This window comes from Sphingomonas piscis, from assembly GCF_011300455.1.
GTDB lineage: Bacteria > Pseudomonadota > Alphaproteobacteria > Sphingomonadales > Sphingomonadaceae > Sphingomicrobium > Sphingomicrobium piscis.
On the sequence record NZ_CP049869.1, the window covers coordinates 595,677 to 621,794 of the forward strand.

The 26,118-nt window shown below is 63.0% G+C and carries 16 protein-coding genes and 1 pseudogene; 4 read left to right on the forward strand and 13 right to left on the reverse strand.

Translation table 11 applies throughout. From position 1 onward, the window contains the following. The first annotated feature begins 3 nt into the window (after nucleotides 1-3). Nucleotides 4-972 (forward strand): prolyl oligopeptidase family serine peptidase, encoded by a 969-nt coding sequence (locus tag G7077_RS03070; protein WP_166410438.1) that lies wholly within the window; start codon nucleotides 4-6, stop codon nucleotides 970-972. Here G7077_RS03070 and G7077_RS03075 read toward each other — a convergent pair. The 3 genes and pseudogenes from G7077_RS03075 to G7077_RS03085 form a co-directional block, all read right to left on the reverse strand. Continuing rightward, nucleotides 969-2,408 carry an efflux transporter outer membrane subunit gene (locus G7077_RS03075; protein ID WP_425505298.1) on the reverse strand — a complete coding sequence of 480 codons (1,440 nt, stop codon included), beginning with the start codon at nucleotides 2,406-2,408 and terminating at the stop codon, nucleotides 969-971. The genes G7077_RS03070 and G7077_RS03075 overlap by 4 nt on opposite strands. Next, a pseudogene (locus G7077_RS03080) lies at nucleotides 2,405-5,544 on the reverse strand (multidrug efflux RND transporter permease subunit). The gene G7077_RS03075 and the pseudogene G7077_RS03080 overlap by 4 nt, the downstream one beginning before the upstream one ends. Before the next feature lie 60 nt (nucleotides 5,545-5,604). Continuing rightward, complete coding sequence (locus G7077_RS03085; RefSeq protein WP_166410439.1) at nucleotides 5,605-6,816, reverse strand: efflux RND transporter periplasmic adaptor subunit; 1,212 nt, start codon at nucleotides 6,814-6,816, stop codon at nucleotides 5,605-5,607. Nucleotides 6,817-6,903: 87 nt separating this feature from the next. Here G7077_RS03085 and G7077_RS03090 point away from each other — a divergent pair, with 87 nt between their 5' ends. After that, entirely contained in the window at nucleotides 6,904-8,043 is a 1,140-nt protein-coding gene (locus G7077_RS03090) for a cupin-like domain-containing protein (protein ID WP_166410440.1), read from the forward strand. A 4-nt stretch (nucleotides 8,044-8,047) separates the two neighbouring features. Here the strand turns inward: G7077_RS03090 and G7077_RS03095 are convergent, their stop codons facing one another. From G7077_RS03095 to G7077_RS03110, 4 genes are read right to left on the reverse strand one after another with little or no spacing between them, the layout of a single operon-like run. Next, on the reverse strand, nucleotides 8,048-9,571 hold the full coding sequence (locus G7077_RS03095) for a tryptophan halogenase family protein (RefSeq protein ID WP_246167339.1): 1,524 nt from the start codon (nucleotides 9,569-9,571) through the stop codon (nucleotides 8,048-8,050). Nucleotides 9,572-9,574: 3 nt separating this feature from the next. Beyond that, a complete protein-coding gene (locus tag G7077_RS03100) occupies nucleotides 9,575-11,077 on the reverse strand; it encodes a tryptophan halogenase family protein (protein ID WP_166410441.1) in 1,503 nt (500 codons plus the stop codon). Between the two features lie 2 nt (nucleotides 11,078-11,079). Then, nucleotides 11,080-12,564 (reverse strand): tryptophan 7-halogenase, encoded by a 1,485-nt coding sequence (locus tag G7077_RS03105; protein ID WP_166410442.1) that lies wholly within the window; start codon nucleotides 12,562-12,564, stop codon nucleotides 11,080-11,082. After that, nucleotides 12,548-14,110, reverse strand: a complete 1,563-nt coding sequence (locus G7077_RS03110) for a tryptophan halogenase family protein (protein WP_166410443.1) — start codon at nucleotides 14,108-14,110, stop codon at nucleotides 12,548-12,550. Before G7077_RS03110 ends, G7077_RS03105 begins: the two co-directional genes overlap by 17 nt. 282 nt (nucleotides 14,111-14,392) lie before the next feature. Between G7077_RS03110 and G7077_RS03115 the strand changes: the two genes are divergently transcribed. Together G7077_RS03115 and G7077_RS03120 are read left to right on the forward strand one after the other, a co-directional pair. Then, nucleotides 14,393-17,743, forward strand: a complete 3,351-nt coding sequence (locus G7077_RS03115; RefSeq protein ID WP_166410444.1) for a TonB-dependent receptor — start codon at nucleotides 14,393-14,395, stop codon at nucleotides 17,741-17,743. Between the two features lie 185 nt (nucleotides 17,744-17,928). Further along, nucleotides 17,929-18,396, forward strand: a complete 468-nt coding sequence (locus tag G7077_RS03120; RefSeq protein ID WP_166410445.1) for a hypothetical protein — start codon at nucleotides 17,929-17,931, stop codon at nucleotides 18,394-18,396. A gap of 122 nt (nucleotides 18,397-18,518) precedes the next feature. Here the strand turns inward: G7077_RS03120 and G7077_RS03125 are convergent, their stop codons facing one another. The 6 genes from G7077_RS03125 to rfbA form a co-directional block, all read right to left on the reverse strand. Beyond that, nucleotides 18,519-19,640: a capsule biosynthesis protein gene (locus G7077_RS03125; protein WP_246167341.1), complete on the reverse strand. Its 1,122-nt coding sequence runs from the start codon at nucleotides 19,638-19,640 to the stop codon at nucleotides 18,519-18,521. Nucleotides 19,641-19,850: 210 nt separating this feature from the next. Further along, entirely contained in the window at nucleotides 19,851-20,792 is a 942-nt protein-coding gene (gene rfbD, locus G7077_RS03130; RefSeq protein WP_166410447.1) for a dTDP-4-dehydrorhamnose reductase, read from the reverse strand. Next, the gene (rfbB, locus tag G7077_RS03135) at nucleotides 20,792-21,862 is read right to left on the reverse strand and encodes a dTDP-glucose 4,6-dehydratase (RefSeq protein WP_166410448.1); all 1,071 of its coding nucleotides are present in this window, start codon (nucleotides 21,860-21,862) and stop codon (nucleotides 20,792-20,794) included. Before rfbB ends, rfbD begins: the two co-directional genes overlap by 1 nt. 139 nt (nucleotides 21,863-22,001) lie before the next feature. Further along, on the reverse strand, nucleotides 22,002-23,432 hold the full coding sequence (locus G7077_RS03140) for a mannose-1-phosphate guanylyltransferase/mannose-6-phosphate isomerase (protein WP_166410449.1): 1,431 nt from the start codon (nucleotides 23,430-23,432) through the stop codon (nucleotides 22,002-22,004). 34 nt (nucleotides 23,433-23,466) lie between these two features. Next, on the reverse strand, nucleotides 23,467-25,101 hold the full coding sequence (locus tag G7077_RS03145; RefSeq protein ID WP_166410450.1) for a capsular polysaccharide export protein, LipB/KpsS family: 1,635 nt from the start codon (nucleotides 25,099-25,101) through the stop codon (nucleotides 23,467-23,469). Nucleotides 25,102-25,138: 37 nt separating this feature from the next. Continuing rightward, on the reverse strand, nucleotides 25,139-26,011 hold the full coding sequence (rfbA, locus tag G7077_RS03150; protein WP_166410451.1) for a glucose-1-phosphate thymidylyltransferase RfbA: 873 nt from the start codon (nucleotides 26,009-26,011) through the stop codon (nucleotides 25,139-25,141). Nucleotides 26,012-26,118 lie beyond the last annotated feature (107 nt).

The window sequence follows — 26,118 nt, forward strand, 5'->3', positions numbered from 1 at the left end:
TCAATGTTCAATCGCCGTGACGCATTGCTATCTGGTCTCGCGACAGGGCTGGTGGGATCGGCTGCGCGTGCGGCAGTGCCCGTCAGCTGGCCCGCCTTCCCCGCCGAAGAAATTGCGCTCTGGCCGGGGCCTCCACCAGGTGCGCCGGCAAGGTTGCCGGTCGAAGACGTGATCGAGACCGGCAATGCTGAGCGGCATGGGCGGATGGTGAAGGGACTTGCCCGGCCGCGGATGAAAGTCTTCCGGCCCGCGAAGCCCAACGGTGCCGCTCTGCTTGTAACGCCGGGCGGCGGCTATTCTGTCATCGTCATTGATGTCGAAGGCTATCAAATCGCACCATGGCTCGCGGAGCGGGGTTGGACGGTCTTCGTCCTCTACTATCGCCTGCCAGGCGAAGGCTGGGCAAATCGCGCCGATGTCCCGCTTGCCGATGCGCAGCGCGCAATGCGGCTGATCCGGTCGCGGGCTGCGACCTACGGCTTCGATCCCAGCAAGGTAGGCGCCCTGGGCTTTTCCGCCGGCGGGCATGTCTGCGGCGACCTCGCGACCCGGTTCGACGCAAAGGTCTATACGCCGGTCGATGCCGCCGACCGGTTGAGCGCGCGCCCGGCGGTGGCCGCACCGATCTACGCCGTTCAGTCGATGAGCGACCCGTTGGCGCATGGAGGCTCGCGCGACATGCTTCTGGGACCGAACTCCTCCTCGGCGATGCAGATGGCGCATAGTGTTGCGCGTAATGTCACGAGCGCCACTCCTCCGACTTTCCTCGCCCATGCAGAGGACGACACGGTGGTTTCGGTCGAGAATAGCGTAGAGATGCGCGCCGCGCTGAAGGCCGCTGGAGTGAAGGTCGAAACGCATCTTTTCACCGTGGGCGGCCATGGCCTCGGCACGCCGGGGCCGGCAGGCGAGCCGGCGCGGCACTGGAAGGAATTGTTTGCGACCTGGGCGCGAGCCCAAGGGCTCGGCTAGCTTCCCGCTTCGCCCGGTTCCGTCGGTTCCGCGATGGCAGCGTCGGCGCCGAGCGCACGGTACAGATCGACAGCGTTGCCCGCCCGTTGCCGCTGCACAGCCACCCGCCCCTGCTGCGCGTTGTAGAGTGTGCGCTGCGCGTCCAGCGTGGTGAAATAGGAATCGATCCCCCCGCGGTAGCGGGCGTTGACGAGCCGCAGCGTTTCGCTGGCGGCGGCAACATTAGCCTGAGTGGCGCGTAGCCGCTCCTCCACCGTGCCGCGATCGGCAAGCGCATCGGCCACTTCGCGGAAGGCGGTCTGAATGGCGCGTTCGTAGGATGCGAGAGCGGCGTCGCGCTCGGCCTGGCTCAGGCGAACGTTTGCACGGCCGGCACCGGCGTTGAAGATGGTGTAGCCCGCCCCTGCCCCGGCGGACCAAGTAAAAGCGCCGCTGCTGAACAGCGAGGTCAAGCTTGAGCTGGCGAGTCCCAGCAGACCTGTTAGCGAGATCGTCGGGAACAAAGCCGCGCGCGCGGCGCCGATCTCCGCATTGGCGGCGTAAAGTGTAAATTCCGCTTGCACGACGTCGGGTCGGCGCAGCAGGACGCGAGAGTCGAGGCCGGCGGGAAGCGGGGCGAAGGTGTCGCCGGCTCGTTCGATCGACTCCGGCAGAGTGCCGGGCGCGATAGGGGCACCGACCAGCAGTTGGATAAGGTTGGCGTCCTGAGCTCGGGCGGTGCGCTGCTCCGCTACGTCCTGCCGCGCCGTTTCCAGCACTTGCTGCGCCTGAAGCAGGTCGGTTGCCGGCGCGACTCCGCCCCGGAGTCGGGCTCGGGTCAGAGTGAGGCTCTGCTCGGCAGCGGCAGCCGTGTCCTCGGCAATGCGTAGCAGGCTCGAGTCCGCGGCATAGTCGAGCCATGCATCGGCGAGATCGCCGATCAACGTCAGTCTGACCGAACGCGCTGCTGCCTCGGTGGCCAGGAAGCGCTGCTGCTCGGCGCGGGTGAGTGAGGCCAAGCGCCCGAACAGGTCGATTTCGAAGGATGGCGAGACGCGCAGCGCGTAGCTTTGACGGACGCCTCCGGATGAACCCACCGCACCTGCAGTGGAGCCGCCCTTGCTGACGCTCGTATCCGCGCTGCTGTCGACCCTTGGGAACTGATTAGCGCGGGTAATCGTCACCCGCTCCCGCGCGGCCGCGATGTTGGCGACGGCGATACGAATGTCCCTATTGTTGGCAAGCGCCTGCTGGATCAACGCCTGCAGACGGACATCGCGGAAGACGTCGCGATAGGTGAAAACGGGCAGCGCGACTTCGTTCTGGCGCAGGTAAGCATCGCCGGCCGGCCAGGAGGCGGGCACGGGCAATGGCGTCGGCGTCAATTTGGGATCGAGCGACGTGCAGCCAGCCAGCAGCAGCAGCAGCAGCATCAACGCGGTCGATGTGCGCTTCACGCTTCCGCCGCCTTTCGCCGCGTGCGGAAGCGTTCGCGCACAACGATCAGGCCGTCTTTGACGCCGCGGCGAACCAGCACGAAGAAGAGCGGGATGTAGAAGATCGCGAGAATGGTCGCGGTCAGCATCCCACCAATGACGGAGGTGCCGATCGCGATGCGGCTGTTGGCGCCAGCACCGGTGGAAAGGGCCAGCGGAAGCACGCCGAAGATGAAAGCGAAGCTGGTCATCAAGATCGGGCGAAGTCGGATCCGTGCTGCCTCGAGCGCCGCATCGAGGATCGGCTTGCCCTGCCGTTCGGCCTGCTCGGCGAACTCGATCATCAAAATCGCATTCTTGGCGGCCAGGCCCATGGTCGTGAGCAGGCCGATCTGCAGGTAGACGTCATTTTCCAGTCCGCGCAGCGTCACCGCGAACACCGCGCCTACCAGCCCCAGCGGGATGACCAGCAGCACGGCCAACGGGATCGACCAGCTTTCGTAGAGTGCGGCAAGGCAGAGGAAGACGACGATCAGCGAAATGGCATAGAGCAAGGGCGCCTGGCCTGAAGACAGCCGCTCCTGGAAGGACTGGCCGGACCAGGCGACACTGGTCCCCGGCAGCTGTCCGGCAAGCCGCATCATCTCGTCCATCGCCTCACCCGAGCTGACGCCCGGCGCCGGCTGTCCTTGGAATTCGAACGCCGGCACGCCCTGGAAACGCGAAAGGCTGCTCGGCGCCGTCGACCAGCCGATCCGCGCAAAGGAAGAGAAAGGACTCATCTCCCCGGTAGAGGAACGGACGTACCATTGCGACAGGCTGGAAGGATCGGCCCGGTACGGAGCGTCGCCCTGAACGTAGACGCGCTTCACCCGCCCCTGGTCGATGAAGTCGTTGACGTAGCGTCCGCCCCAAGCCGTCGACAGGGTCGAGTTCACGTCGGCCTGGTTGAGCCCGAAGGCGGTCAGCCGCTGCTGATCGACGTTGATCGCCAGGCTGGCGACGTCCGGAAGGTCGCTTAAACGAACGGAGGTCAGCTTGGAGTTGGCGTTGGCGAGCTGAAGCAGTTTTTCCCGAGCGGCAATGAAGTCGGCACGGCTGAGCCCGCTCCGGTTCTGCAGCTGCATGCTGAAGCCGTTGGACTGACCAAGGCCGCGGATGGCGCCGGGGACGAGGGCGAACACCTGCGCATCGCGGAAGCCGCGGAAGGCACCGGAGGCGCGCTCGACGATGGCGTCGGCGGTGTTCTCCTTGCCCGGCCGTTCGCTCCAGTCCTTGAGGTTGAGAAAGCCCTGCCCCGTGTTCTGGCCGGTCGCGCCGCCGCCCCGCCGCCGCCCGCCACGGTGAACAACGTCTGGATGTTGCCTGACTCATGCTCGGCGAAATAGCGCTCGATCTGCCGCTGCACCTCAAGCGTGCGCACCTGCGTCGCGCCGGCGGGCAAGCGGAACTGGATGCTTGCCGCGCCCTGATCCTCCGTCGGAAGGAAGCCGCTCGGCAGGCGAAGGAACAGGACGACGAGCAAAGCGACGATGGCGGCGTAGAGCCCCAGAAAGATCCATTTCCGGTCGATGACCTTGAGCGCTGCCGCCTGGTAGCGGTCGACGCCGCGATCGAAGATGCGGTTGAAGCCATTGCCGGCCCGGTGAACGAGCGCACCAAGCCTTGGCGCCTTGCGGTCGAGCCAGGTGGGCGTCGGCCCGTCTTCCGAATGGGGCTTCAGCAAGGTGGAGGTGAGCGCCGGGCTCAGCACCAGCGCGACGATCACCGACAGCACCATCGCCGAGACGATGGTGATCGAGAATTGCTTGTAGATGACGCCTGTGGACCCGCCGAAGAAGCTCATCGGCAGGAAGACCGCCGAGAGGACCAAAGCGATGGCGACGAGCGCCGTCTGGATCTCACCCATCGAGATGATCGTCGCCTCGCGCGCCGACATGCCGGGGTTCTCCGCCAGCAGACGCTCGACATTCTCCACCACCACGATGGCATCATCGACCAGCAGTCCGACCGCGAGGCTGAGTCCGAACAAGGTCAGCGTGTTGATCGTGAAGCCTGCGATGTAGAAAATGGCGAAGGTACCAAGCAAAACCACCGGAATGGCGATCGCCGGAACCAGCACTGCCCGCCAGCTTTGCAGGAAGACGAACATGACGATGATGACGAGGATCACCGCTTCGATCAGCGTCTTGACCACTTCTTCAACCGACAATTTGATGAAGGCGGTCGTGTCGTTGGCGTAGGTGTGCTGGATGCCCTCGGGGAAGCTGGCGGAAAGCTCCTGCACCCGCGCCTTCACCAATTCGGAGGTCTGGAGGGCGTCGGCACCGGGGGCGAGCGAGACGGCAATGCCGGCACCGGGATGGCCGTTGACGCGGGTCACGGCGTTGTAATTTTCCGAACCGAGCTCAACGCGGGCAACGTCGCCGAGCCGGACGCTTGCGCCGCTCGGGTCGGTTTTCAGGATGATCGCGCGAAACTCTTCGGGTGTCCGAAGCTTGGACTGTGCGGTGACCGTGGCGTTGAGCATCTGCTCGGACGCTTGCGGAAGGCCGCCGACTTCGCCGGCCGCTACTTCGGTATTCTGGTTCTGGATGGCCGAGACCACGTCGCTGGGCATCAGCGACACGGCTGCCAAGCGCTGCGGCTGAAGCCAGATCCTCATGGCGTGCTGGGAGCCGAAGACGTTGATGTCGCCGACGCCCGGCACGCGCGACAAGGGGTCCTGGAGGTTGGAGGTCAAATAGTCGGACACGTCCATGTTGGTGCGGGTGTCGGTGGAATCGTACACCGCGACGATCATCAGGAAGTCGGGGTTCGACTTGGTGACGCGGATGCCCTGCTGCTGAACCTGTTGCGGCAAGCGGGCAATCGCCTGTTGCACCTGGTTCTGAACCTGCACCTGCGCTGTGTCCGGGTTGGTGCCTTTCTCAAACACGACCGAGATGCTCACCGCGCCGCGCGAGCTGGACGAGGAGGAGAAGTAGAGCAGGCCGTCGATGCCGGTGAGCTGCTGCTCGAGGATCTGGGTAACGCTGTTCTCGACCGTCTCCGCCGAGGCGCCCGGGTAGCTGGCGCGAACGTTGACCTGCGGCGGTGCGACGTCTGGGTATTGCTCGATCGGCAAGCCCTGGATCGCGCCGATTCCCGCCAGCATGATGACGATGGCAATCACCCAGGCGAAGATCGGGCGATTGATGAAGACCTTGGACACGGCCTAGCGTCGGCCCTGCTGGTTGCCGCTCTGTTGACCGGCCGCGCCGGGCGGACGCGGCGCGATCCGTTGCGGTGCGTTCGCCGGCACCGGCCGCAACGGCGCGCCGGTTCGAAGGTTTGCCGTCCCTTGGGTGATGATCTTGTCCCCCGGCCTCAACCCCACAGTCACGACCCAGTTCGGCCCGTAGGTGCGTGTTGCCTGCACCGGACGCCGCTCGGCCTTGTTGCCCGCGCCGACCACGAACACGAAGCCCTGACCGCCGATGTCGCGTTGCAGCGCCGCCTGAGGAACCAGGACGACGTTGGGAGTGACCGCCTGCGTGAACTCCGCCTGGACGAACATGCCGGGCAGCAGAATCCCCTGGGGATTAGGCATCCGCGCCCGAAGGGTCACCGTGCCGGTGCTTTCGTTCACCAGGGCTTCGGAGAACTGAACGGTTCCAGTGTAGCCATAGTCGCTGCCGTCCTCGAGCTTCAGGCGTACCTGCGTGCTGCCGGACAGCGCGCCGCCACTGGCCAATGATCGCTTGAGCGTCAGAAGGTCCGCGGCCGACTGCTGGATGTCGACATACATGGGGTCGACGCCCTGGATCACTGCGAGCGGGTCGGCCTGGCTGGCGGTGACCAGCGCGCCAACCGTCGAAAGCGACCGGCCGATGCGACCGCTGATCGGCGCGGTGATGGTGGTGAAGCGAAGGTTGATCTGCGCCGTCTGCAACGCGGCATTGTTTTGCGCCACCTGGGCGCGGGCCTGCCGCGCCTGGGCTGCGGCGTCGGTGTAGTCCTGCTGGGCGACGGCCTCGATCTCAGCGAGCGGACGATAACGATTCGCTCGTTCCTGCGCCGCCTGCGCGGTCGCTTGTGCCGCCGCGACGTTGGCCCGCTGCTGATTCACTGCCGCTTGGTAGAGGCTCGGGTCGATCTGATAGAGCGCCTGACCCTGCCGGACGTACGAGCCTTCCTGGAAAAGTCGCCGGCGGACGAGGCCGCTGACCTGGGGTCGAACTTCCGATTGCTGGAAGGCGACCGTTCGCCCGCCGAGGCTCGATTGCAGCGGAACCGAGGCAAGCTGGGCGACAACGAACCCGACCTGAGTCGGGCCGCGCTGGCCGCCGCCCTGCTGGCCCTCTCGATCCGACCCTGAGCAAGCGGTCAGGGACAGGGCACTGGCGGCAATGGCGAGCAGCGCCGCACGCGGAGCGATGGAAGGCACGGCTGCGGCTCTATTGCGCCAGGCGGCGCTTCTCAACCGCAACTGGTCGAAAATAATCAACGGTTTGTTGACCTTGCAGTCGGCGCCTTGCTTCAATTCCGGCCCATCCTCGCCTATCGAACAGGCGCGCCGGTAGCCTGCCGCGGCTCTCAGCACTATGGGGCGAAGGACGGTATCCCGCTCGGCGGACGACCAAGGGAAGCGAAGTTCAGTATGCAGCAGTTTTCGCCCGTCCGGGAGTGGCACGACATCGACGTCGCCAAGTTTCGCAACGAGATCGCACCGCTTCGAGAGCCCGCAATCCTTCGCGGACTGGCCGCCTCCTGGCCCGCAGTGCAAGCGGCCGGGCAGTCGAACGAGGCCCTACGGGACTATCTGCTGCCGCTCGACAACGGCAAACCCACGCCCGCCTTTCTAGGGCCGCCCGAGATCAAGGGACGCTTCTGGTACCGCGAGGACATGCGCGGCTTCAATTATCAGCAAAGCCAGGCCGCCATCGGACAATTACTGCAGGCCTTGGTTGCCGCGCAGGACGATCCGAACGCCCCGTCGCTCTATGCCGGCGCGGTTCCGGTTGCCGAGCACATTCCCGCCTTTGCCCGCGACAATGACATCGACCTGCCCGGCACGGGCGCGGTTGCGCGGATGTGGATCGGCAATCGCGCCACCGTTTCCACCCACTTCGACCTGTCGGAGAATATCGCCGTCGTGGTTGCTGGCCACCGACGCTTCACCCTGTTCCCGCCCGAGCAGGTGCAGAACCTCTATGTCGGGCCGTTCGACTTCACCTTCGCCGGACCGCCGGTCAGCATGGCCAACCTGCGCGAGCCCGATCTAGGGCGCTATCCCAGGTTTGCGGAAGCCTTGAAGAACGCCCGCGTTGCAGAACTTGAACCAGGCGATGCCATCTTCGTCCCCTACATGTGGTGGCACCATGTCGAGGCGCTGGATGCCGTCAACGTGCTTCTCAATTATTGGTGGGAGCTGACGGGCGAGACGTGGAAGGGCTCACCCTTCAAGGCGCTGATGCACGCCATCATGAGCATCCGCGACTTGCCCGAGCGCGAACGGTCGGTGTGGCGGGCCTGGTTCGATCATTATGTGTTCGGCGACGGTCATGCCGCAGTCGCCCACTTACCCCCACACGGACGCGGTGCGCTTGGCGACATGAGCCCGGAGATTGCGCGCGCGGTGAAAGCCTTCATCGTCGACGAGTTCAAGCGCTAGCGACTTAGGGTAGCTCCGCACGGCAGAAGCGGTCGATGAATTGCTGATGCGTCGGCATCCGCTCGACGTTGGAGCTCATTGCTCGGGCAATGCGCGTCATTCGACTGTCGAGTTCCTCGTCCGGAAGGACGTCGGCGACCGGATGATGACGGGCGGGAACGATCCCTTGCCCATTCATGACCGCAAGCCAGCTCGTTTCGGAAAATAGTTCGTTATCGTGGCGGTAGAGCCGACCATTCTCGCGAAAGATGGCGATCCGTTCCGCCAGCGTGTCCGGGATCGGCATTGTCCGGCAGTAGTTCCAGAAGGGCGTGTCGTCCCGATGGGTGGCCTTGTAGTGGAGGATGATGAAGTCGCGCACCTGCTCATATTCGAGCCGCGTGCGAGCGTTGAAATAGTCGATGTCGCGCTGATTGAAGAGCTTGTCGGGGAAGTTGGTCATCAGCCGCGCGACGCCCGACTGCACGAGGTGGATGGAGGTCGATTCCAGCGGCTCGAGGAAGCCTGACGCGAGGCCTAGCGACACGACATTCTTGATCCACGACTGGCGTCTCCGCCCGGCCTTGAAGCGGAGGAAATTGGGGTCGGAGATCGGCTCCCCGTCCAGATCCGCGTTGAGGCTTTCCAGCGCGTGGTCTTCGCCGATATAATCGCTGCAATAGACATGGCCGTTACCGGTCCGCGACTGCAGCGGAATGCGCCATTGCCAGCCGGCGGTCTTGGCTGTCGATCGCGTGTAGGGGACCGGCTCGGCAACCTTGCGACAGGCGCGGGCGACCGCCCGGTCGCATGGAAGGTAGGTGCTCCAATCCTCGAAGCCCGCGCCTAGCGTTTGTTCGATCAGCAGGCCGCGAAAACCCGAGCAGTCGATGAACAAATCGCCCGCGACCGCTTCCCCGCTCTCCAGGCGAACCGCGGCTACGTTGCCGCTTTCTCCGTCTTGGTCGACCCCGACAATTCGGCCTTCGACCCGCTCCACGCCGCGGCTTTCCGAAAGCCGGCGAAGGAATGCCGCGTACAGCGATGCGTCGAACTGGAAGGCGTAAGCAATGGTGCTGAGCGGCGAGTCCGGCCGGCTGAGGTCCGGACGCTGGAACTTGCCGGCGCGGGCCGCGAGGACGGCAATGCTGTAATCGTCGAGCGGACGGCCCCTGCCCTCTTGGTGCTGGCGCAACCAGAAGTGATGGAAGTGAAGCCCCTCCATGTCCTGTCCGTAGACGCCGAACGGGTGGATGTAGCGCTCGCCCAGCCCTCCCCAATTCACGAACTCAATACCAAGCTTGAAAGTGGCATTGGTGCGGCGGACGAAGTCGTCCTCGTCGATCCCGAGCAGCCGGTTGAAATAGACGATGTGGGGAATGGTCGCCTCGCCCACGCCGACTGTTCCGATCGCTTCGGATTCGATCAGCCGGATGCGGACGTGACTGGACGGCAGCAGCTTGGACAAGGCCGCAGCCGCCATCCAGCCGGCAGTGCCGCCGCCGACGACGACGATGTCCTTGATGCGGAGATGGTCAGGCGTGCCCACGGTTCAGCCGGCCGGGCAATATCGCGCGATGAACTGCGCATGGGTCGGCAGCTTGGCGGTGACGGCCTCCATCGCCTGGCGCATAGACTCTATACTTTCGTTGACCTGATCCGCTGGCAGGCCCGCGATGATCGGGTTGTAGGCACGAGGCAGAATGTTCTGGCCGATCATAACTGCGACCCAGCTTGGGCGGGTGAACAATTCCTCCTCATACCGGAAGACGCGCGCGGCCTGTTCGAACAATTGCATCTTGTAGGTCAGCGAGTCCGGCACCTTCATATTGCGGCAGTAGGTCCAAAACGGCGTGTCGTCCCGCTCGGTCGCCTTGTAATGGAGGATGATGAAGTCGCGCACCTGCTCATATTCTGTGCGCATGTGGCGGTTGTACTCGTCCCGAATGACGTTCGCCAGCGAGGCATCCGGGAACAGTGAGATGAACCTGCTGATCCCTTCCTGGATCAGGTAGATCGACGTGGACTCCAGCGGCTCCAGGAAGCCCGACGCCAGTCCGATGGCAATGCAGTTCTTCGACCACATCTGCTCCCGAACTCCGGTTTTGAAGCGGATCGGACGCGGGTCGGCAAGTGACGCACCCTCAAGGCCGTCCAGCAGCATCTGCGTCGCTTCGTCCTGCCCGAGATATTCGCTGCAGAAGATGTGGCCGTTGCCGACGCGCTTCTGTGTGGGGATGCGCCATTGCCAGCCGGCAGTCTTCGCCGTCGACTGAGTATAAGCGCTTAAGGGTCCGTGGTGCTCACTCGGTACGGCAAGCGCCGTGTCGCACGGCAGCCAGTGGCTCCAGTCGGTCAGGGGAACGCCCAGCGCTTGTTCGATCAGCAGGCCCCGGAAACCGGTACAGTCGAAGAAGAAGTCGCCTTCCACTTCACGGTTATTGTCGAGAAGAAGTCCAGTGATGGCGCCGCTCTCGCCGTGCTGGCGAACCTCCCGGATCACCCCTTCAACCCGCTTGACGCCGCGCTCTTCGGCATAGTCGCGCAGGAAACGGGCGTAGAGCGTCGCGTCGAAATGGTAAGCGTAGCGAACGTGCGATAGCAATGAGGACGGGTTGGGATCAGGAAGGACGAACTTGTTCGCCTTGGCCATGACCGAGCAGAGGCTGTAATCCTCGATCGGGTGCGAGTTGCCGGCCGCCCGTCCGTGAAGCCAATATTGGTGGAAGTCGAAGCCACGCATGTCGACGCCATGCTGGCCGAACGGGTGGATGTATTGGTGACCCTTGCGGCTCCAGTCGATAAACCGGATTCCCAGCTTAAAGGTCGCATGGGTCGCCTTCATGAATTCGGCTTCGGGGATGCCGAGGATCGCGTTGAAGTTGATGATGTCGGGGATGGTCGCCTCGCCCACCCCGATCGTTCCGATCTGGTCGCTTTCGACCAGAGTGATAGAAACTTCTTTAGGGTCGAGCAGGCTGGAAAGCGCGGCAGCCGTCATCCACCCGGCCGAGCCGCCGCCGACGATGACGATGTTCCGAAGCATCGGCTGCATGGTCAGGGCTTGTTCTTCTGGAGGTAGAGCTTGAGCTGGTCGACGTAGACTGCGTGCGGCGGCAGGCTGCCGGCGACCTTTTCGACTTCCGCCTTCATCGCCGCAAGAAAGCCGCGGATCCGGTCGGCCGGTGCCCGGTCGGCCAGGCGATCGTGGCGGCGGGGCCGGCGCCCCATGCCATAGTGAAGAACGGTCCAGTCTTCCGGATGGAACGGCTCGAGATCGTAGGACACGAGCAGGCCGCGTTGCTCGAACATGTTGATCTTGCGCACCAGCTTGTCGTTTACCGGCTGCCCGCGCGCGACCTGCCAATAGGTCCCCTCGGGAAGACCCTCGGTCTGGAACATGGCCTGCGTGAAGAGGCCGGCATGCTCATAATCCTCTCGGGCGCGGCGGCAATATTCGCGGCGTTCCACGGCCATGCGGCCCGACAGGGGAATGAGCGAGACGAGGCGCTCAACATCCCGTTCAAGCAGCAGGATTGGTGCAATGGTCAGCGGCTCGGCAACGTGCGCAGCCTGCCCCACACCGACACAGTTCCCAACCCACGCCTCCGTGCGGCTTCCAAGCTCCGCTTCGCATGTCCGTTCGGGCCCGTCCGGGTGATCAGCTTTCGCCTCGTCACGAGAAGAGGCGTCGAAAACGTTGAGGCGCACCCGCTTACCTTGCAGCGGTGTATCGGACCGCCACCCGTAGGCAGTCGGCGCGACGGTCCGAAGAGGCGCGCCGAGCTGCGCCGAGGTCGAGGTGCTCAGGGCCGCGCCAATAGTTCGGCCGGTCGAAACGGGCGCTTGGAGCCGAGAGAGAAGACGCGCCTCCGGGCCAGTGCAATCGACGAACAATCCCCCCTCGATATTCTCGCCGCCGACGAGCGAAACGGAGACAATCTCATCTCCTTCGACCTGCAGATCGACGCCGTCGGTTCTTAGGATACGAACCCGACCGTTTGGAACGGCCTCCTCGAACATCCGCCCATAGGTCGACGGGTCGATCTGGTAGCCATATTCGGCGTTGGACAGCAGGCTTTGGGAGGCGGCCGCGGATTCCTGCGGGGGATGGGCGAACAGGCCCTTTCGGGCAGCAATCGCAGAGACTAGGAACGGCTCTAGGCTCGTCATCCGCTCACGGGCGAGGAACTGATGGAACAGAATGCCGTCGATCACCGGGAAAGGCAGCTGATAACATTGAATCCACGACCGCTCGCCCGCGGCCCACTTCTCATACTTCGTGCCCCACGAGAAAGCGGTATCGCTCCCTGTGATTAGAGCGGGCTCCTCGATCCCGGCACGACGATTGAACTCGTACGCCGTCGGGCCGGCCGCGTTTCCATAAAGGATGTCGCTATCGGGCGCGTTGCCCACCTGAACCCAGCTGATCTGCAACGCCGACGGCAGCTGGCGCGCCAGCGTCGCTACCGTCATTGCCGCGGCGAGACCGCTGCCCACGACAACGAGATGGTAGAGCGGGGCGTCAGACGGCCGTGGCATCGACATTCCCAAGAGTGGCGGCCACACCCGACTTGCGGATAAAGTCCTCGTGCGTCGGCGTCGCTGCCACTGCAGCGGCTACGTTGGCGCGAATGGCGGCGGCATTCCTTGCGATTACGTCGGTCGGCAGTGCGTCTGCCCGGCGGTCATATCCGCGCGGCATGAGATTCTGCCCCATCATCACGGCGATCCAGCTTGGCGGCAGGAACAGGCCATGTTCGTAGGCGATGATAGTGCCCCGCTCCGTCCAGGCGCTGATCTTCTCCTGCAGGCTGTCCGGCAGTGTCATGCTCCGGAAATGGCGCCAAAAGTCGCTGTCGTCGCGCTGGGTTGCGACATAATGAAGCAGCAGGAAGTCGCGAACTCGCTCAAAATGCAGCTCCATTCGGCGGTTATATTCGTCGATGTCGTCCTGGTTGAAGCTCTTGTCCGGGAAGATCTGGATCAGCTCTGTGATGCCGTCCTGGATCAGGTGGATCGAGGTCGACTCCAACGGCTCCAGGAAGCCGCCCGAAAGCCCGACAGCAACCACATTCTTGTTCCACAGCAGCTTGCGGCGCCCGGTGGTGAAGCGAAGTCGGTTGGGACCTTTCAGCGCCGGCGCGTCGAGATTGTCGAGCAGAACCCGTTCCGCCTCTTCATCAGAGATGAAGTCGCTGCAATAGACGTGGCCGTTGCCGACCCGATGCTGAAGCGGGATCCGCCATTGCCAACCGCTCTGGCGAGCGGTGGCGCGGGTGAACGGTCCGATCGCTCCCCGGCTTTCCGTGGGAAGGGCGATGGCTCTGTTGCAGGGAAGCCACCGGCTCCAATCGTCATAGCCCGTCTGCAACGCCTGCTCGATCAATAGGCCGCGGAAGCCGGAGCAATCGATGAACAGGTCCGCTTCGATCGCCTCGCCGCTCTCAAGCGTCACCGATTGGACAAAGCCAGTGTTGGGATCGAGCGCCGTGCTCGCGATCTTGCCTTCGGTGCGCAGGATGCCTCTCTGTTCGGAGAAGCGGCGCAGGAACTTGGCGTAGAGCGAGGCATCGAACTGATAGGCGTAGCCGAAGGTGGACTCCACCGCCGCGGGGTCTTTGGCTGGGTAACGAAAGCGATAATGCTCCGCGGCGCTGACCCCGTAGGAATAGTCGTCGAGACGCCCGGCCCCGTTCACACCTTCGCTCCTCAACTTGAGCCAATAATGGTAGAAGGGAACACCCTCGATCGCCGGACCGTAATCGCCGAACGGGTGAATGTAGCGATCGCCGATCTTGCCCCAGTCGCAAAATTCGATGCCGAGCTTGAACGTCGCTTCGGTGGTCTGCATCAATTCGCGTTCGGAGATGCCCAGCGAATTGTTGAAGGCGCGGATGTGCGGCAACGTCGCCTCGCCGACGCCGACGGTTCCGATTTCCTCCGACTCCACCAGCCGGATGGACACGGGCAATCCCTGCAATTTGCTGCACAATGCTGCAGCCGTCATCCAGCCGGCGGTTCCGCCCCCGACGATGCAGATGGACTCGATCGGTCCCTGTTTGTCTGTGCCCTGTACGGCCACCATCACCTCTCCCGGAATGGCCAACTATCACGATCCGGCCCTTGGGCAACATGCGAGACTACGTGCGCAGGTCCACTGTGTGATGCGTGAAAGTCACATCTACTTTCCGTTTAATCCATATCGCAAAAGGCCCGTTGCCCGACGGACATCGCATATATAGGCTCAATTCTGAGTTGTCTGACTATTAGAGTCGCGCCCTGTCATGGGACCGAAGCGGCCGCAGCTGACAACGTGGATAGAACCTATGTTCAGGGGAGGGATTGCCGAAATGAATCAAGACTCGAATTGGGCCCGTCGCTGGTCGGTTCGCGGGTGTTGCTTGCAACGTCCGCGCTGCCGTTCGCAGTGGCGCCGAGCATTGCCCATGCGCAGGACACGACGACGGCCGATGCGGCGCAGTCGGACGGAACCGCGCCGGAAGCGCCGACCGGCGCACCGGACTCGAGCGCTACCGATGACGACAATGCGACTGCCGGCGACAACAGCGGCGCTATCGTCGTTACCGGTTTCCGCCGCGCGCTTGAAACCGCCAAGAACATCAAGCGCAACTCGGACACCTTCGTCGACTCCATCACGGCGTCGGACGTTGCAACGCTGCCCGATCTTTCGGTCGCCGAGGCACTGGGCCGTATCCCAGGTCTGACCGTGTCTCGCTTCCCGACCGGTGGCGCCAGCCCCGACTTCCCTTCGCCGGAAGGCCGAGGCAACCTCATCCGCGGTCTTGGTTACACCCGCTCCGAGTTCAACGGCCGTGACGCGTTCAGCGCCAACGGTGGCCGTGCTCTCGACTGGTCGTCCATTCCGCCGGAACTCGTCGGCGCCGTCGACGTGTTCAAGAACCAGACCGCCGACCTGATCGAAGGCGGCATTGGCGGCACCATCAACCTGCGGACGCTCGAACCGTTCGACCGCAAGGGCCGAGTGATTGCTATTGCGGTCGACGGCACCTATTCCGACCTTCGCAAGAAGTGGGCTCCTTCGGGCAGCATCACCCTCGGCGATCGCTGGCAGACCGGCGCGGGCGAGTTCGGCCTGATGGCCTCCTACTCGCGCTCCAAGCTTGATTCGCGCATTCACGGTTGGCAGCAGAGCGCTCCCACCCCGCGTGTCCTGGTTGGTGGCAATCTCCCCTCGACGGGCTTCACCGGCGCCGGGCGTATCAACGAGTTTGCGGGTGTCGATCCGAGCCAGATCATCGGTGCGACCACCGGCTTCCAAATGCGCACCAACGACGTCGACCGTGACCGCACCAGCTATTATGGCGCGGCTCAGTGGAAGAACGACCGGATCAAGGCGACGCTGAAGTACGTCAACGTCAGGAACGATATCGACAGCGTCGAGCGCACCTACGAGTGGTGGCCGGACCACGATCCGGGAGCGACCATGTCGGTCAGCAATCTGGTCGTCCGCCCCTGGTCGACGGAAGGCACGGCCCTTTGCAACGGCGCCGGCGGCTTCCCATCCAACCCGGGTGACTGCGAAACCCTGATCCCGATCCAGGGCGGCCTGATGGAATCCGGTCTTGTGTCGAACACCAACGACAGCTGGACCGGCGTCTACGGCAATGCCATCGGCTCGCTCGGCATCGGCAAGCAGGAGCGGACCAAGACTCGCGACCTCAGCGCCAATGTCCAGTGGGACGTGACGGACCGTATGACCGTCAGCCTCGACGCTCACCGCACCCGGTCGAGTGCCAAGTTCATGGAGCTTTGGGGCGGTCTCAACAGCTGGGCCAATCACCAGATCGATCACGATCTCGACAATCCGACGATCGCGTTCACGATCGACCCGCGCAATCAATTCAACTCGGGCAATACACGTTATCCGGGCGATGACGCCGGCACACCAATTCCGCATCCTACCAGCCTTGCTGATCTCAACGGCGCCAACTGGCAGTTTGCGGCCGATCGCTGGCAGGTCGGCACGGGCAAGCTGTACGCTGTCCGCGGAGACGTGAACTACGACCTGTCCGGCGGCGACGGTGCGACTTCCTGGTTCAAGGACGTCAAGTTCGGTGCTCGCTACGCTCGTCGCAGCCAGCGGAACGCCGAAATGGGCCTGAACTGGGGCGCAATCGCTCCGGCGTGGGCCGGCGGTTACGGCATCGTCGGCACGTTCCAAAATCCGGAACAGGCTGCAGAAGGGATCGATTTCTCGAACTTCTTCCGCGGCGGCGTCGTCCAGGGTGACAATACGGTGTTCCCGTTCGTCAACGAGGACCTGCTGACCAACTACAGCGCGTTCCGGCAATTTCTGCTGAATGAGCCGCAGATTGGTACCAACCACCTTTGGGTTCCGCGCGGTTCGGACGATGGGTCGCGGTTCGGTTCGCCGAACTTCAACCCGCAGGACATCTCGGACATCACCGAGAAGACGAAGAACCTCTATGCCCGTTTCGACTTCGGCAACGAATTCGACAATGGCATGTCGCTCGACGGCAATATTGGTATTCGTTACTCGAAGACCGAGTTGGCTTCGACCGGCTTCCGCGCCTATCGACCGCTGAATCCCGACACGGAGCAGCCCGAGTTTGCCGCCGACGGCGTGACTCGTCTGAGAACGCCGGACGCGGAAGACCGGGACGATCTGGTCGACTTCGTGCCTGAAGCTGCAATCTATGCGGCGCAGGCTCCGCTCGCGACCGACTTCAAGTCCAGCGACACGAAGTGGTTGCCCTCGTTCAACCTCAAGTGGAATCTCAATCGTGAGATGCTGTTCCGCGTTGGTGTGAGCAAGGGCCTTAGCCGGCCCAACGTGCAGGATCTCCGCGGATCGCAGGAATATGTCGTTACGGCGAGCCGCGAGAACTATGCTCCGATAACGGATGAGAACGATCCGTTGTTCGGTGTCGATCGCGGTGCTGCGAATATTACCGTCAATGAAATCCGTGTCAGCCGTGGTAATCCGCAGCTGAAGCCGACGACGGCGTGGAACTACGACCTGTCATACGAATATTACTTCAAGAACGGCTATGTTTCGGCAGCAGCCTTCCTGAAGAAAATCCGTAACGTCCAGGTCAACGGCGAGCTGTCGCTCGGCACCGACACGATTGCGGGACAGGAAGTTCCGGTGATCTACAGCGGTCCGATCAACCAGTCGAAGGCGACGGTGAAGGGCTTCGAGCTCGCTTACCAGCAGACCTACGACTTCCTGCCGGGCTTCTTCGGTCATCTGGGCTTGCAGGCCAACTACACGATGATCCTGGCGAAATCGACGCCGCCGGCCAACACCGGCGACTCCGACGGCGACGGCATTCCTGACGAAGGTCAGACCGGTGTCTACCGCTTCGGCGTTGATGATATGCTCGGCCAGTCCAAGCACATCGCCAACGTTGTCGGCTTCTACCAGGACGACAAGTGGGAGGCGCGTCTCGCCTACAACTGGCGCTCGAAGTATCTGACGACCTACCGCGACTATGTGACGGGTTTCCCGGTCTACAACTCGGCCTCGGGCAACCTGGACGCGTCGCTCAAGTATCAGATCATCCAGCCGCTCCAGGTGCGTGCGTCCATCGCCAACATCCTGGACACGAAGAGCAAGGCTCGGGTTCAGATCGACCAGAACGGCACAATGTATGATCGCTTCAGCTTCCTGAACGATCGCCGCATTGTGATTGGCCTACTCGCTCAGTTCTAAGCGAGAGATCGAACATCGTTTTGTAGATGAACTTGTAAATCTGGGCCGGTGGGAGACCACCGGCCCTTTTTTGCGGCAGGACGCAGCCAAATGTCGATGAATGGCCGGCGGGCTCTCGCCTGCAGTTCAGGTTGATTTGCTATACTGCATGCGAAATCATCAGGCTCGCGGGAAGGGAATTTACAATGCGTCACATCTTGATGGCTGCAGGCGCAGCCTTGCTTACTGCGTCGCCGGCGTTCGCGTTTCAGCAGGCGGCCGGTGGATCCGGCGGCGGTGGCGGCGGTGAACCGCTGCTTGTGCGAAGCCAGGACCCGGATCTGTCGACGGACCCGGCATCGATCGATGACGTTCGCCATAGAATGACGAAGGACAACAAGGGTCGTCGCGCGCGCATCGATCCCAATCAGCCGCGGCCCGCCGCGGCAACGGACATCGTTGCGGGCAAGGACGTCATGGACACGTCGGGTGTTGCGATCGCCACGATCGTCAAGGTGGAAGCCGATGGGGCTGTGCTTCGCTCGGGCGAGAAGGTCGTGAAGGCACCGCTCGAAGGCTTCGGGATCAACAAGAAGGGTCTGCTGCTGAACCTTACCAAGGCTCAGTTCGATCAGTTCATCGCCACGTCGGGGGTGCAAGCGCCCAAGGGCTGACCTTCAATCCAAACGATGCGAAAACGGCAGCGGGCATTGCTCGCTGCCGTTTTCGTATGTGGAGGTGACTCGCCAGCTCTTGGTCGGGCACATCGCAGACGGAGCGATGTCCATGTCCGTGATCAGCAGCCCAGTCGTTCAAGCATCGAGGCGATCAGCGTCCTGACGGCAGACTGGCTGGCCAGCCCGCCGCGGACCAGGCACCGGTCCACGAGAACACGTCGGAAAGCCGCATAGAGGCCGGGCTCCGGAGGGGCCGGAATCGACCAGAATGAGTCGAGGTGCCCCTGGTGGGTAAGCCCCGGAATGTCGTAGATTGCTTCGCCAATGGCGCACACAGGACGATCGTGCTGAAGAGCAAGCGTCGCCGAGGTGCTGTTGACACAAACCATTCCTTTCGACAGCCGCGCCATCGTGTCCAGATCGCCTCCGTCAACGTAGTACAGGCGTCCGGTCAGGCCCAGCCTGTCGGCCTGAGAGGCGAAGAACCGCCGCCAATTGAAGAAGCTGCTGTCGAGCGGATGAGCCTTGATCAACAATTTGAGGTCGGCCGGAGCGTTCGCGGCAAAGCTTTCGACCACATATTTGGCCGCGCTTTGCATATTCGGGAAAGACGAATGCGCCTTGATCTGGAAGTCGTCCGACAATTGCAGAGGAAGCAGGAAGAAGGGTTTGTCAGCCAGATCCGCGAGCGTCTTCTCCGCTGCAGCGGCACGCCTCTTGTTCGTCGCCAAACGCCATAGCCAGCCCACCCCTTCCTTGAGGATCGGCGTCGCCCGGTGGGAGTGGTAATGCGGGTAACGGAGGCGACCGGTAAAAACGTGGTGATAATACCAATAGGAATCACGGGCGCGGCGGCGGAAGCTTGCGGTGACGGGCGGATTGCCGGGCTCGGCGGGTAGCTCCTGCGCCTGCGCCACGAACCAGTCTTTGTCGCGCGGCAGCGTGGAACGTGCGTTCACCCCGTCCCGCTCAAGCGTCATCCAGTTCGGCCGCAAATAGCCTTCTTCGAGCACGTGGATTCGGACGCCGCGCGACGCTGCGATTCCGTGCGCCGTCACGTGGTAGGGACGGCAATCGCCGAATAGCAGGAGGTCCGTGATCTCCTGTTCGCGGATAAAGCGGTCGAGGAACACCGCCCAGTCGGAGAAGCGACCCGTGAAATTTACCGCACCCTTGGGCCAGTCATAGCGGTCGCCGCCGCTAAGATTGATACGGTGAACGGCGATACCGCGCTTGATCATCGCGTCGCCAAGCTGGCGGAACAGACAACCAGGTGGGCCTTGAAGAAACAGGAACGACCGTGTCGCAGGCCGGAGCTCGGACGGCGGAGGAGCAGCTTGTGCACTCCTCGCAACGGCCCGCTGCCGGTCGATTGCCGGAGGTTGGACGCGAGTCGCTGTCTCCGGAGACAAATGAGAACGTCGCGACGCCATGGTTAAGGATTAGCGATATCAGCCCTGCGAGGATAGCCGAGACGTTTCCGTCTGCTGTTCAGGGCTTGGCTCCCGATCGCCGGGCAACAAACGCTCGACCACGTCACTAAGCGAAGTTCGCCAGGACGGGAGGCTAACCTGATGCGCCGACTGCAGCTTCGTACAGTCGAGCCGAGAGTTGGCGGGGCGCTTCGCTGCTGTCGGGAAGTCCGAGCTGCCAATCCGCACCACCCGCGCCGTGGGGCCACCGCGAGCGGCGGAAGTTGCGAAGATGCCCTCGGCAAACTCGGCCCAATTTGTACTCTCTGAGCCCGCCATGTGGAATATTCCGCGCAAGTTCTCGTCACGATCGGCAGCGAGGTTGGCCACAACCTTGAGGATGCCATCGGCGATGTCGAGCGCGCTCGTCGGATTGCCCAGCTGGTCCGAAACGACGCGAAGCTCCTCCCGATCGGTTCCGAGCCGAAGCATGGTCTTCACGAAGTTCGCACCAAAAGGGCTGTACACCCAGGCAGTCCGGAGGATCGCGGCATTGTCGTGCTCGGCGAGCACCTGCCGCTCGCCGTCGAGTTTCGATCGGCCGTAGACGCTTGTGGGTCCAACGGGATCGTTTTCCCGAAATGCGGCCGGTTTCAGGCCATCGAACACGTAATCGGTCGAGGTATGGACCAGCGGCACCGCGAGCCTTGCAGCTGCGTAGGCCACCGACCCGGCTCCGTCAGCATTGATCGCAAAGGCCGCAGCCTCATCCGCTTCCGCTTTATCGACCGCAGTATAAGCGGCGGCGTTGACCACGGCGTCCGGCCTGGCGCGTTCAACGGCGGCCACGATTTCACTGCGGCCGCTCGCGAGATCGAGGTGAGGCCGACCCAGGAGAATGATCTCGTAGCCGCGCTCGGAGCCGCGTTCGAGAAGGGAGCGGGCGACCTGACCCTGCGTACCGGTAACGAGAATCCGCATCAGCCCTTCGATTCTCCCGAGGACCCACCGATCAGCCCCAAGCGCTCGCCTTTGTAGGCGTTGCGCAGCGGTTTCCACCACCATTCATTGTCGAGATACCAAGCAACCGTCTTCTCGATTCCGGTTTCGAACGTTTCTTCCGCCCGCCAGCCGAGTTCCTGCTCCAGCTTAGTAGCATCGATCGCGTAGCGCGCATCGTGACCCGGCCGATCGGTCACGAACTCGATCAAGTCGCGATAATGCGAGTTCGCGGGCCGCAACTCCTCCAGGACATCACAGATGCGGTTCACGACATCTATGTTGCGCCGCTCGTTTCGGCCGCCGACGTTATAGGTCCCTCCAAGCCTACCGCGCTCCGCGATGACGTCGAGCGCGCGCGCATGGTCCTCCACGAAGAGCCAGTCGCGCACATTCTCGCCCTTTCCGTAGACAGGCAGCGGCTCGCGATGGAGGGCGTTGAGGATGGTGAGCGGGATCAGCTTTTCGGGAAAGTGGAACGGCCCGTAGTTGTTGGAGCAGTTCGAAACCACCACCGGAAGGCCGTAGGTCCGCTGCCACGCCTTGGCGAGGTGATCTGACGATGCCTTTGACGCGGAGTATGGAGAGCTGGGGTCGTAGGGCGTTTCTTCCGTGAACAGCCCCTCGGCACCGAGAGAGCCATATACCTCGTCGGTGGAGACGTGGAGAAAGCGGAATGCACTGCTCCTCGGCTCCCCAAGCCCGGCCCAATAGCCTCTCGCCGCTTCCAGCAAGGTGAAGGTGCCGATGACGTTGGTCTGGACGAAGTCGGCCGCGCCGGTAATCGATCGGTCGACATGGCTTTCGGCCGCCAAGTGCATGACCCGGTCAGGCTGGAAATCAGCGAAAGCGCCAGTCATGGCGGCCCGGTCGCAGATGTCCGCCTTCAGGAAGCGGTAATTTGACTTTCCCTCAACCGCGGTCAGGGACGCCAAATTGCCGGCGTACGTCAGAGCGTCGATGTTCAGGACGTCATAGCCTTTGTCGAGCACGAGATGCCTGACCAAGGCGGAACCGATGAAACCCGCACCCCCAGTAACGATTACGCGCATTGTCAGCCTTTGATGTCTTGAACCCGCACGACGTAAATGGACGCCGCTCATAGCCTCCGTAAGGCTCCGGAACGGTTAGGGGCGAGTTGTGCCGCTGACAATATCCCGAGGGTGAAGGGTCCGCGGTCCGGGAGCTCAGCTAGTCTCGTCCGTACGCGTCGGCCAAGCGCTCGATGTCGTCCTCGCCAAGGTAGGGCCCGGACTGAACCTCAACGATGTGAAGAGGCTCGGCGCCGATGTTCCTGATCCGGTGCGGCACCCCTGCAGGCACGAAGGCCGATTGATTCTCCACCAAATGCACCGTCTTGCCGTCGATCGTAATCTCCGCCTCTCCCGCGACGATGACGAAATGTTCGGATCGCTGCCGATGACGCTGAAGCGACTGTTGAGCGCCGGGCTTCAGTATCAGCCGCCGAGTCTGAAACCTCTCGCCGCGGTCGACCGTCTCATACGTGCCCCAGGGCCGGTACACACGTTGCGGTTCGTCGGCGCGCGGGTGACCGGAGAGCCGCATGGCATCGACCAACTTCTTCACGTCTTGCGTCCGGCTGAGCGGGGCGATCAGTGCCGCATCGCCGGTCATCACACAGACGATGTCGGACAATCCGACCACGCCCACCGTGACGTCCGCCTCGCTTCGGATCAGGGAATTGTGCACGTCCAGCACATGCACGTCACCTTTGAGGACGTTGCCCCCAGCACCCGCCTCCGAAGCCTCAAGGACGGCGTCCCAGCTTCCGACATCGGACCAGCCGAGATCGACCGGGATCACGCGAGCCAGCTCCGTCGCTTCCATCACGGCATAGTCGATGGACTCGCTGGTTGCCTGGGTAAATTGCGCAGCGTCGGGCCGCAGGAACGCGCCATCGACAGTCGGCGATGCCATAGAGGACGCAACGGGCGCGGCGATCGCCGGAGCCAGACGTTCCAGTTCAGCCAGAAAGGTCGACGGCTGCATCAGGAACATGCCGCTGTTCCAATAGCAATTTCCCGTCGCCATGAGGGCCGCGGCGCGCTCTCCGTCGGGTTTCTCGATAAAGCGGCGGATCTTACGGACGGCCTGTCCAGGCTCAACTTGGGTAGCCTCGATATAGCCGTAGCCGCTCGTGGGTGCCGTCGGCTGAATGCCGAAGGTGACGATGTGACCATCTAGAGCCGAAGCCGAGGCTGCTGCTACGGCGTCGGTAAAGGCTGAAACATGCTCGATCACATGATCGGACGGCAGGACGAGGATCAGCTCGTCGCCCAGGTTCGCGGCGCACAAGGCAGCCAGTGCGATCGCCGGCGCGGTGTTCCGTGGGGCGGGTTCCAGCAGGATCGCGGCCGGGGCCAGTCCGATCTCTTCAAGCTGATTGGCGACGAAGAAGCGCTGTTCTTCACCCGTGACCACGATGGGATCACTGAACATATCCCCGGTGGTGCGCTTCACCGTCGATTGAAGAAGCGACTCGTCGTTGAGGATCGGAAGAAACTGCTTTGGCGCACCCATCCGCGAAAGCGGCCACAGGCGCGTTCCACCGCCACCCGACAATATCACGGGACGGACGAGCTGCTTGCCCCCAGCGTTCATCTTGTGCTGCCCCACCCCTTCTGACTTATCCTAATCAACGCCGCATGGCCTTCGCCATTGCGCGCTTCAGCCGCCCTTGTAGCCTTCGGATTGCTACGAGGAAGTGGTTCCCGCCTTGTGACTGCCCATCCGCGAGCCTTTTGACGAGAATTTCGGGGGGGCAAGGCAGACCGGTGTGCGGATCCAGGTACCGCGGGTAAAGCATCAAGGTCGCGGCCACGAGTTCATCGAGCGACCGTCTGGCCGCGCGGCGGGCCGGCACTGCTCCAAGGTCGCGGGTCAGCCCCCATCCCGCGTAGAAGGGGACGCCATGGGTCGTGACGGCCTTGCCGCGTAGAAGCGCCTCAAAGCCCGCGAGAGACGTATTCACATGCACTTCGTCGCAAAGATCGATGAGAGCCGAGATTGGCAGGTCGCGCACGATCTCGTCCGCAAACTGGAGAACCTGAGCCTCGGGAACGGCGCCTATCCGGTGGCCCGCCTCGACGTCCGGATGGGGCTTGTAAAGGATGTAGGCGTCTGGAGACGTTCGTCGGACACGCTTCAAAAGCTCCAGGTTGGTTCGGACGTCGCCTCCCCCGCTCTGGACCGACCGATCATCCTCAACCTGACCGGGCACCAGCAAGTGCGCGCGTGGGACCCGGCGCTTCAGGTGGGCGGTTGCCTGCTCATATTTGCTGATGCCCGAGGCGACGATAATTTCGCGAAGGTGGCGGGCGCGTTCAAGGACTCCGGCATCGAAGTTGCCGGTGTGGAGCAGGCTCTCCAAGTCGCTAGGCTGGGTCGGGTCGAAGTAAATGCCGGAGCGGTCGACGATGATCGACAAGGGTGGGACGCAATCGGCGCCGAGGCCGGCCGACCGGATGAAGCCGTCTTCGACCTCAAGCAGGCGCACGCCGCTTTCCTCCAGCGCCGCAAGGTCGGCCGTCGGAGTACGCGACTTCCAGATCGCGACGGCCCCATCAGGCTCAGTCGCGGCATGGTTGATGAAGCGAACCTCGGTGCTGCCATTCCACAGCAATGGGGCAACGGTCGGCTGCTTCCAGAACGCAAAGCCAACGGCCGCCTCGATCTGGCGATTGCTGTCGATGAGTTCCTTCCAGAAAGTCAGGAGCTCGATGAGCTCGGCGAGTGTTATCGGCTGCCGCGTAAACGGGTCCGCATAGCCTCGCGTGTCGAGGAAGAGACGCTTGAATAGCTCCGGGAGACTGGCTGGATCGGCCGCGAGCTGCGAATAACATCCCTCGCTTACGCAATGAACGGGCACGCCCGCGATCGCTGCAACCAGCACGAGCTCATCACTGCCTTCGGCGATGACCTCTGTGGCGCCATTGACCAAGTGCCATGGATCGCACTCGCCGTATATTGTGTGCCCTTCCCTCGTCGCGGCGTCCGGGTCACTTTGCCAGAACAGCAGCGGTGCGGCCGTCTCTTGCCCACCGAAACGCTGGTAAGTTTGGGCGCGGACCAACGTGTATGGCCTAGTAGGAAGTGCAGGCCGTGCGCCCCAGAAACTCCCGCCGACCCGCCGCTCTGCGAGCATCGCAATCAGCCGGTGAGCGTCGTCGCCTGAAACCCCGTCGAGATTGTGAGGGCCCATCAGCGACGCGGGCCGTGCGCCCGGAAAAGGCGGCACCCGAAAGAAATCAGGAGCTTCGTTCCTGTTCATGGCTGCCAGGCCGCAGCTCCTTGGCTCGACGCCCGGGTCAATACGACGACGTCAACAGCCTGCGAAGATAGACGGCATAATCGCTCTTGCCGAGGCGGGAGGTTGCGCGCTCCAGTCCTGCATCGTCGATGAACCCGTTGCGCCACGCAATCTCTTCCGGGCAGGCGATCTTCATGCCTTGCCGCCGTTCGAGCGTGGCCACGAACTCCGCAGCTTCGAGAAGGCTGTCGGGGGTTCCAGTGTCGAGCCAGGCATAGCCGCGGCCCATCACTTCGACATTGAGCTGGCCCTTCGCAAGGTAGGCACGATTGACATCCGTGATCTCAAACTCGCCTCGGTCCGACGGCGTGATGTTGGAAGCAATGTCCACAACCTGCTCGTCGTAGAAGTAGAGGCCGGTAACCGCCCAATTGGATCGCGGCTGGGCGGGCTTCTCCTCGATGCTTCGCGCCCGCATCTCAGCGTCGAAATCGACAACACCATAACGTTCGGCGTCGGCGACCTGGTAGGCGAACACCGTGGCGCCGGAAAGCCGTTGGCGAGCCTGCGTCAGGGTTTCGGAAAGGCCATGGCCGAAGAAGATGTTATCTCCCAGGACGAGGCACGAGGGCCCACCGGATACGAAGTCAGCGCCGATCGTGAAGGCCTGGGCAAGACCCTTGGGTTCCGGCTGAACGGCGTAGGAGAGGTTCATTCCCCATTGTGAGCCGTCGCCGAGAAGATGCTGGAACCCGGCTGCGTCGTGCGGCGTGGTAATGATCAGAACATCCCGAATCCCGGCCAGCATCAATGTGCTGAGCGGGTAATAAATCATCGGCTTGTCATAGACGGGCATCAACTGCTTCGAGACGGCCAGCGTCATCGGGTAAAGACGCGTTCCGCTGCCCCCCGCCAGGATGATCCCCTTCATCGACCCGTCACCATTGAACAATCAAGCATTGACCCCGCCCGGCTTCTCCAAACGTGCAGGGCTCTGCGGCTAGGTATGGTCGACATCATCTGCCGCGCTTTATCTAT

What these genes read in the sequence shown, in the direction of transcription:
- G7077_RS03110 (WP_166410443.1), bottom strand. Translation starts at nt 14,110, where the DNA reads ATGGTGGCCGTACAGGGCACAGACAAACAGGGACCGATCGAGTCCATC.
- G7077_RS03140 (WP_166410449.1), bottom strand. Translation starts at nt 23,432, where the DNA reads ATGAACGCTGGGGGCAAGCAGCTCGTCCGTCCCGTGATATTGTCGGGT.
- G7077_RS03125 (WP_246167341.1), bottom strand. Translation starts at nt 19,640, where the DNA reads ATGATCAAGCGCGGTATCGCCGTTCACCGTATCAATCTTAGCGGCGGC.
- rfbB (WP_166410448.1), bottom strand. Translation starts at nt 21,862, where the DNA reads ATGCGCGTAATCGTTACTGGGGGTGCGGGTTTCATCGGTTCCGCCTTG.
- rfbD (WP_166410447.1), bottom strand. Translation starts at nt 20,792, where the DNA reads ATGCGGATTCTCGTTACCGGTACGCAGGGTCAGGTCGCCCGCTCCCTT.
- G7077_RS03105 (WP_166410442.1), bottom strand. Translation starts at nt 12,564, where the DNA reads ATGCCACGGCCGTCTGACGCCCCGCTCTACCATCTCGTTGTCGTGGGC.
- G7077_RS03070 (WP_166410438.1), top strand. Translation starts at nt 4, where the DNA reads ATGTTCAATCGCCGTGACGCATTGCTATCTGGTCTCGCGACAGGGCTG.
- G7077_RS03145 (WP_166410450.1), bottom strand. Translation starts at nt 25,101, where the DNA reads ATGAACAGGAACGAAGCTCCTGATTTCTTTCGGGTGCCGCCTTTTCCG.
- rfbA (WP_166410451.1), bottom strand. Translation starts at nt 26,011, where the DNA reads ATGAAGGGGATCATCCTGGCGGGGGGCAGCGGAACGCGTCTTTACCCG.
- G7077_RS03100 (WP_166410441.1), bottom strand. Translation starts at nt 11,077, where the DNA reads ATGCAGCCGATGCTTCGGAACATCGTCATCGTCGGCGGCGGCTCGGCC.
- G7077_RS03120 (WP_166410445.1), top strand. Translation starts at nt 17,929, where the DNA reads ATGCGTCACATCTTGATGGCTGCAGGCGCAGCCTTGCTTACTGCGTCG.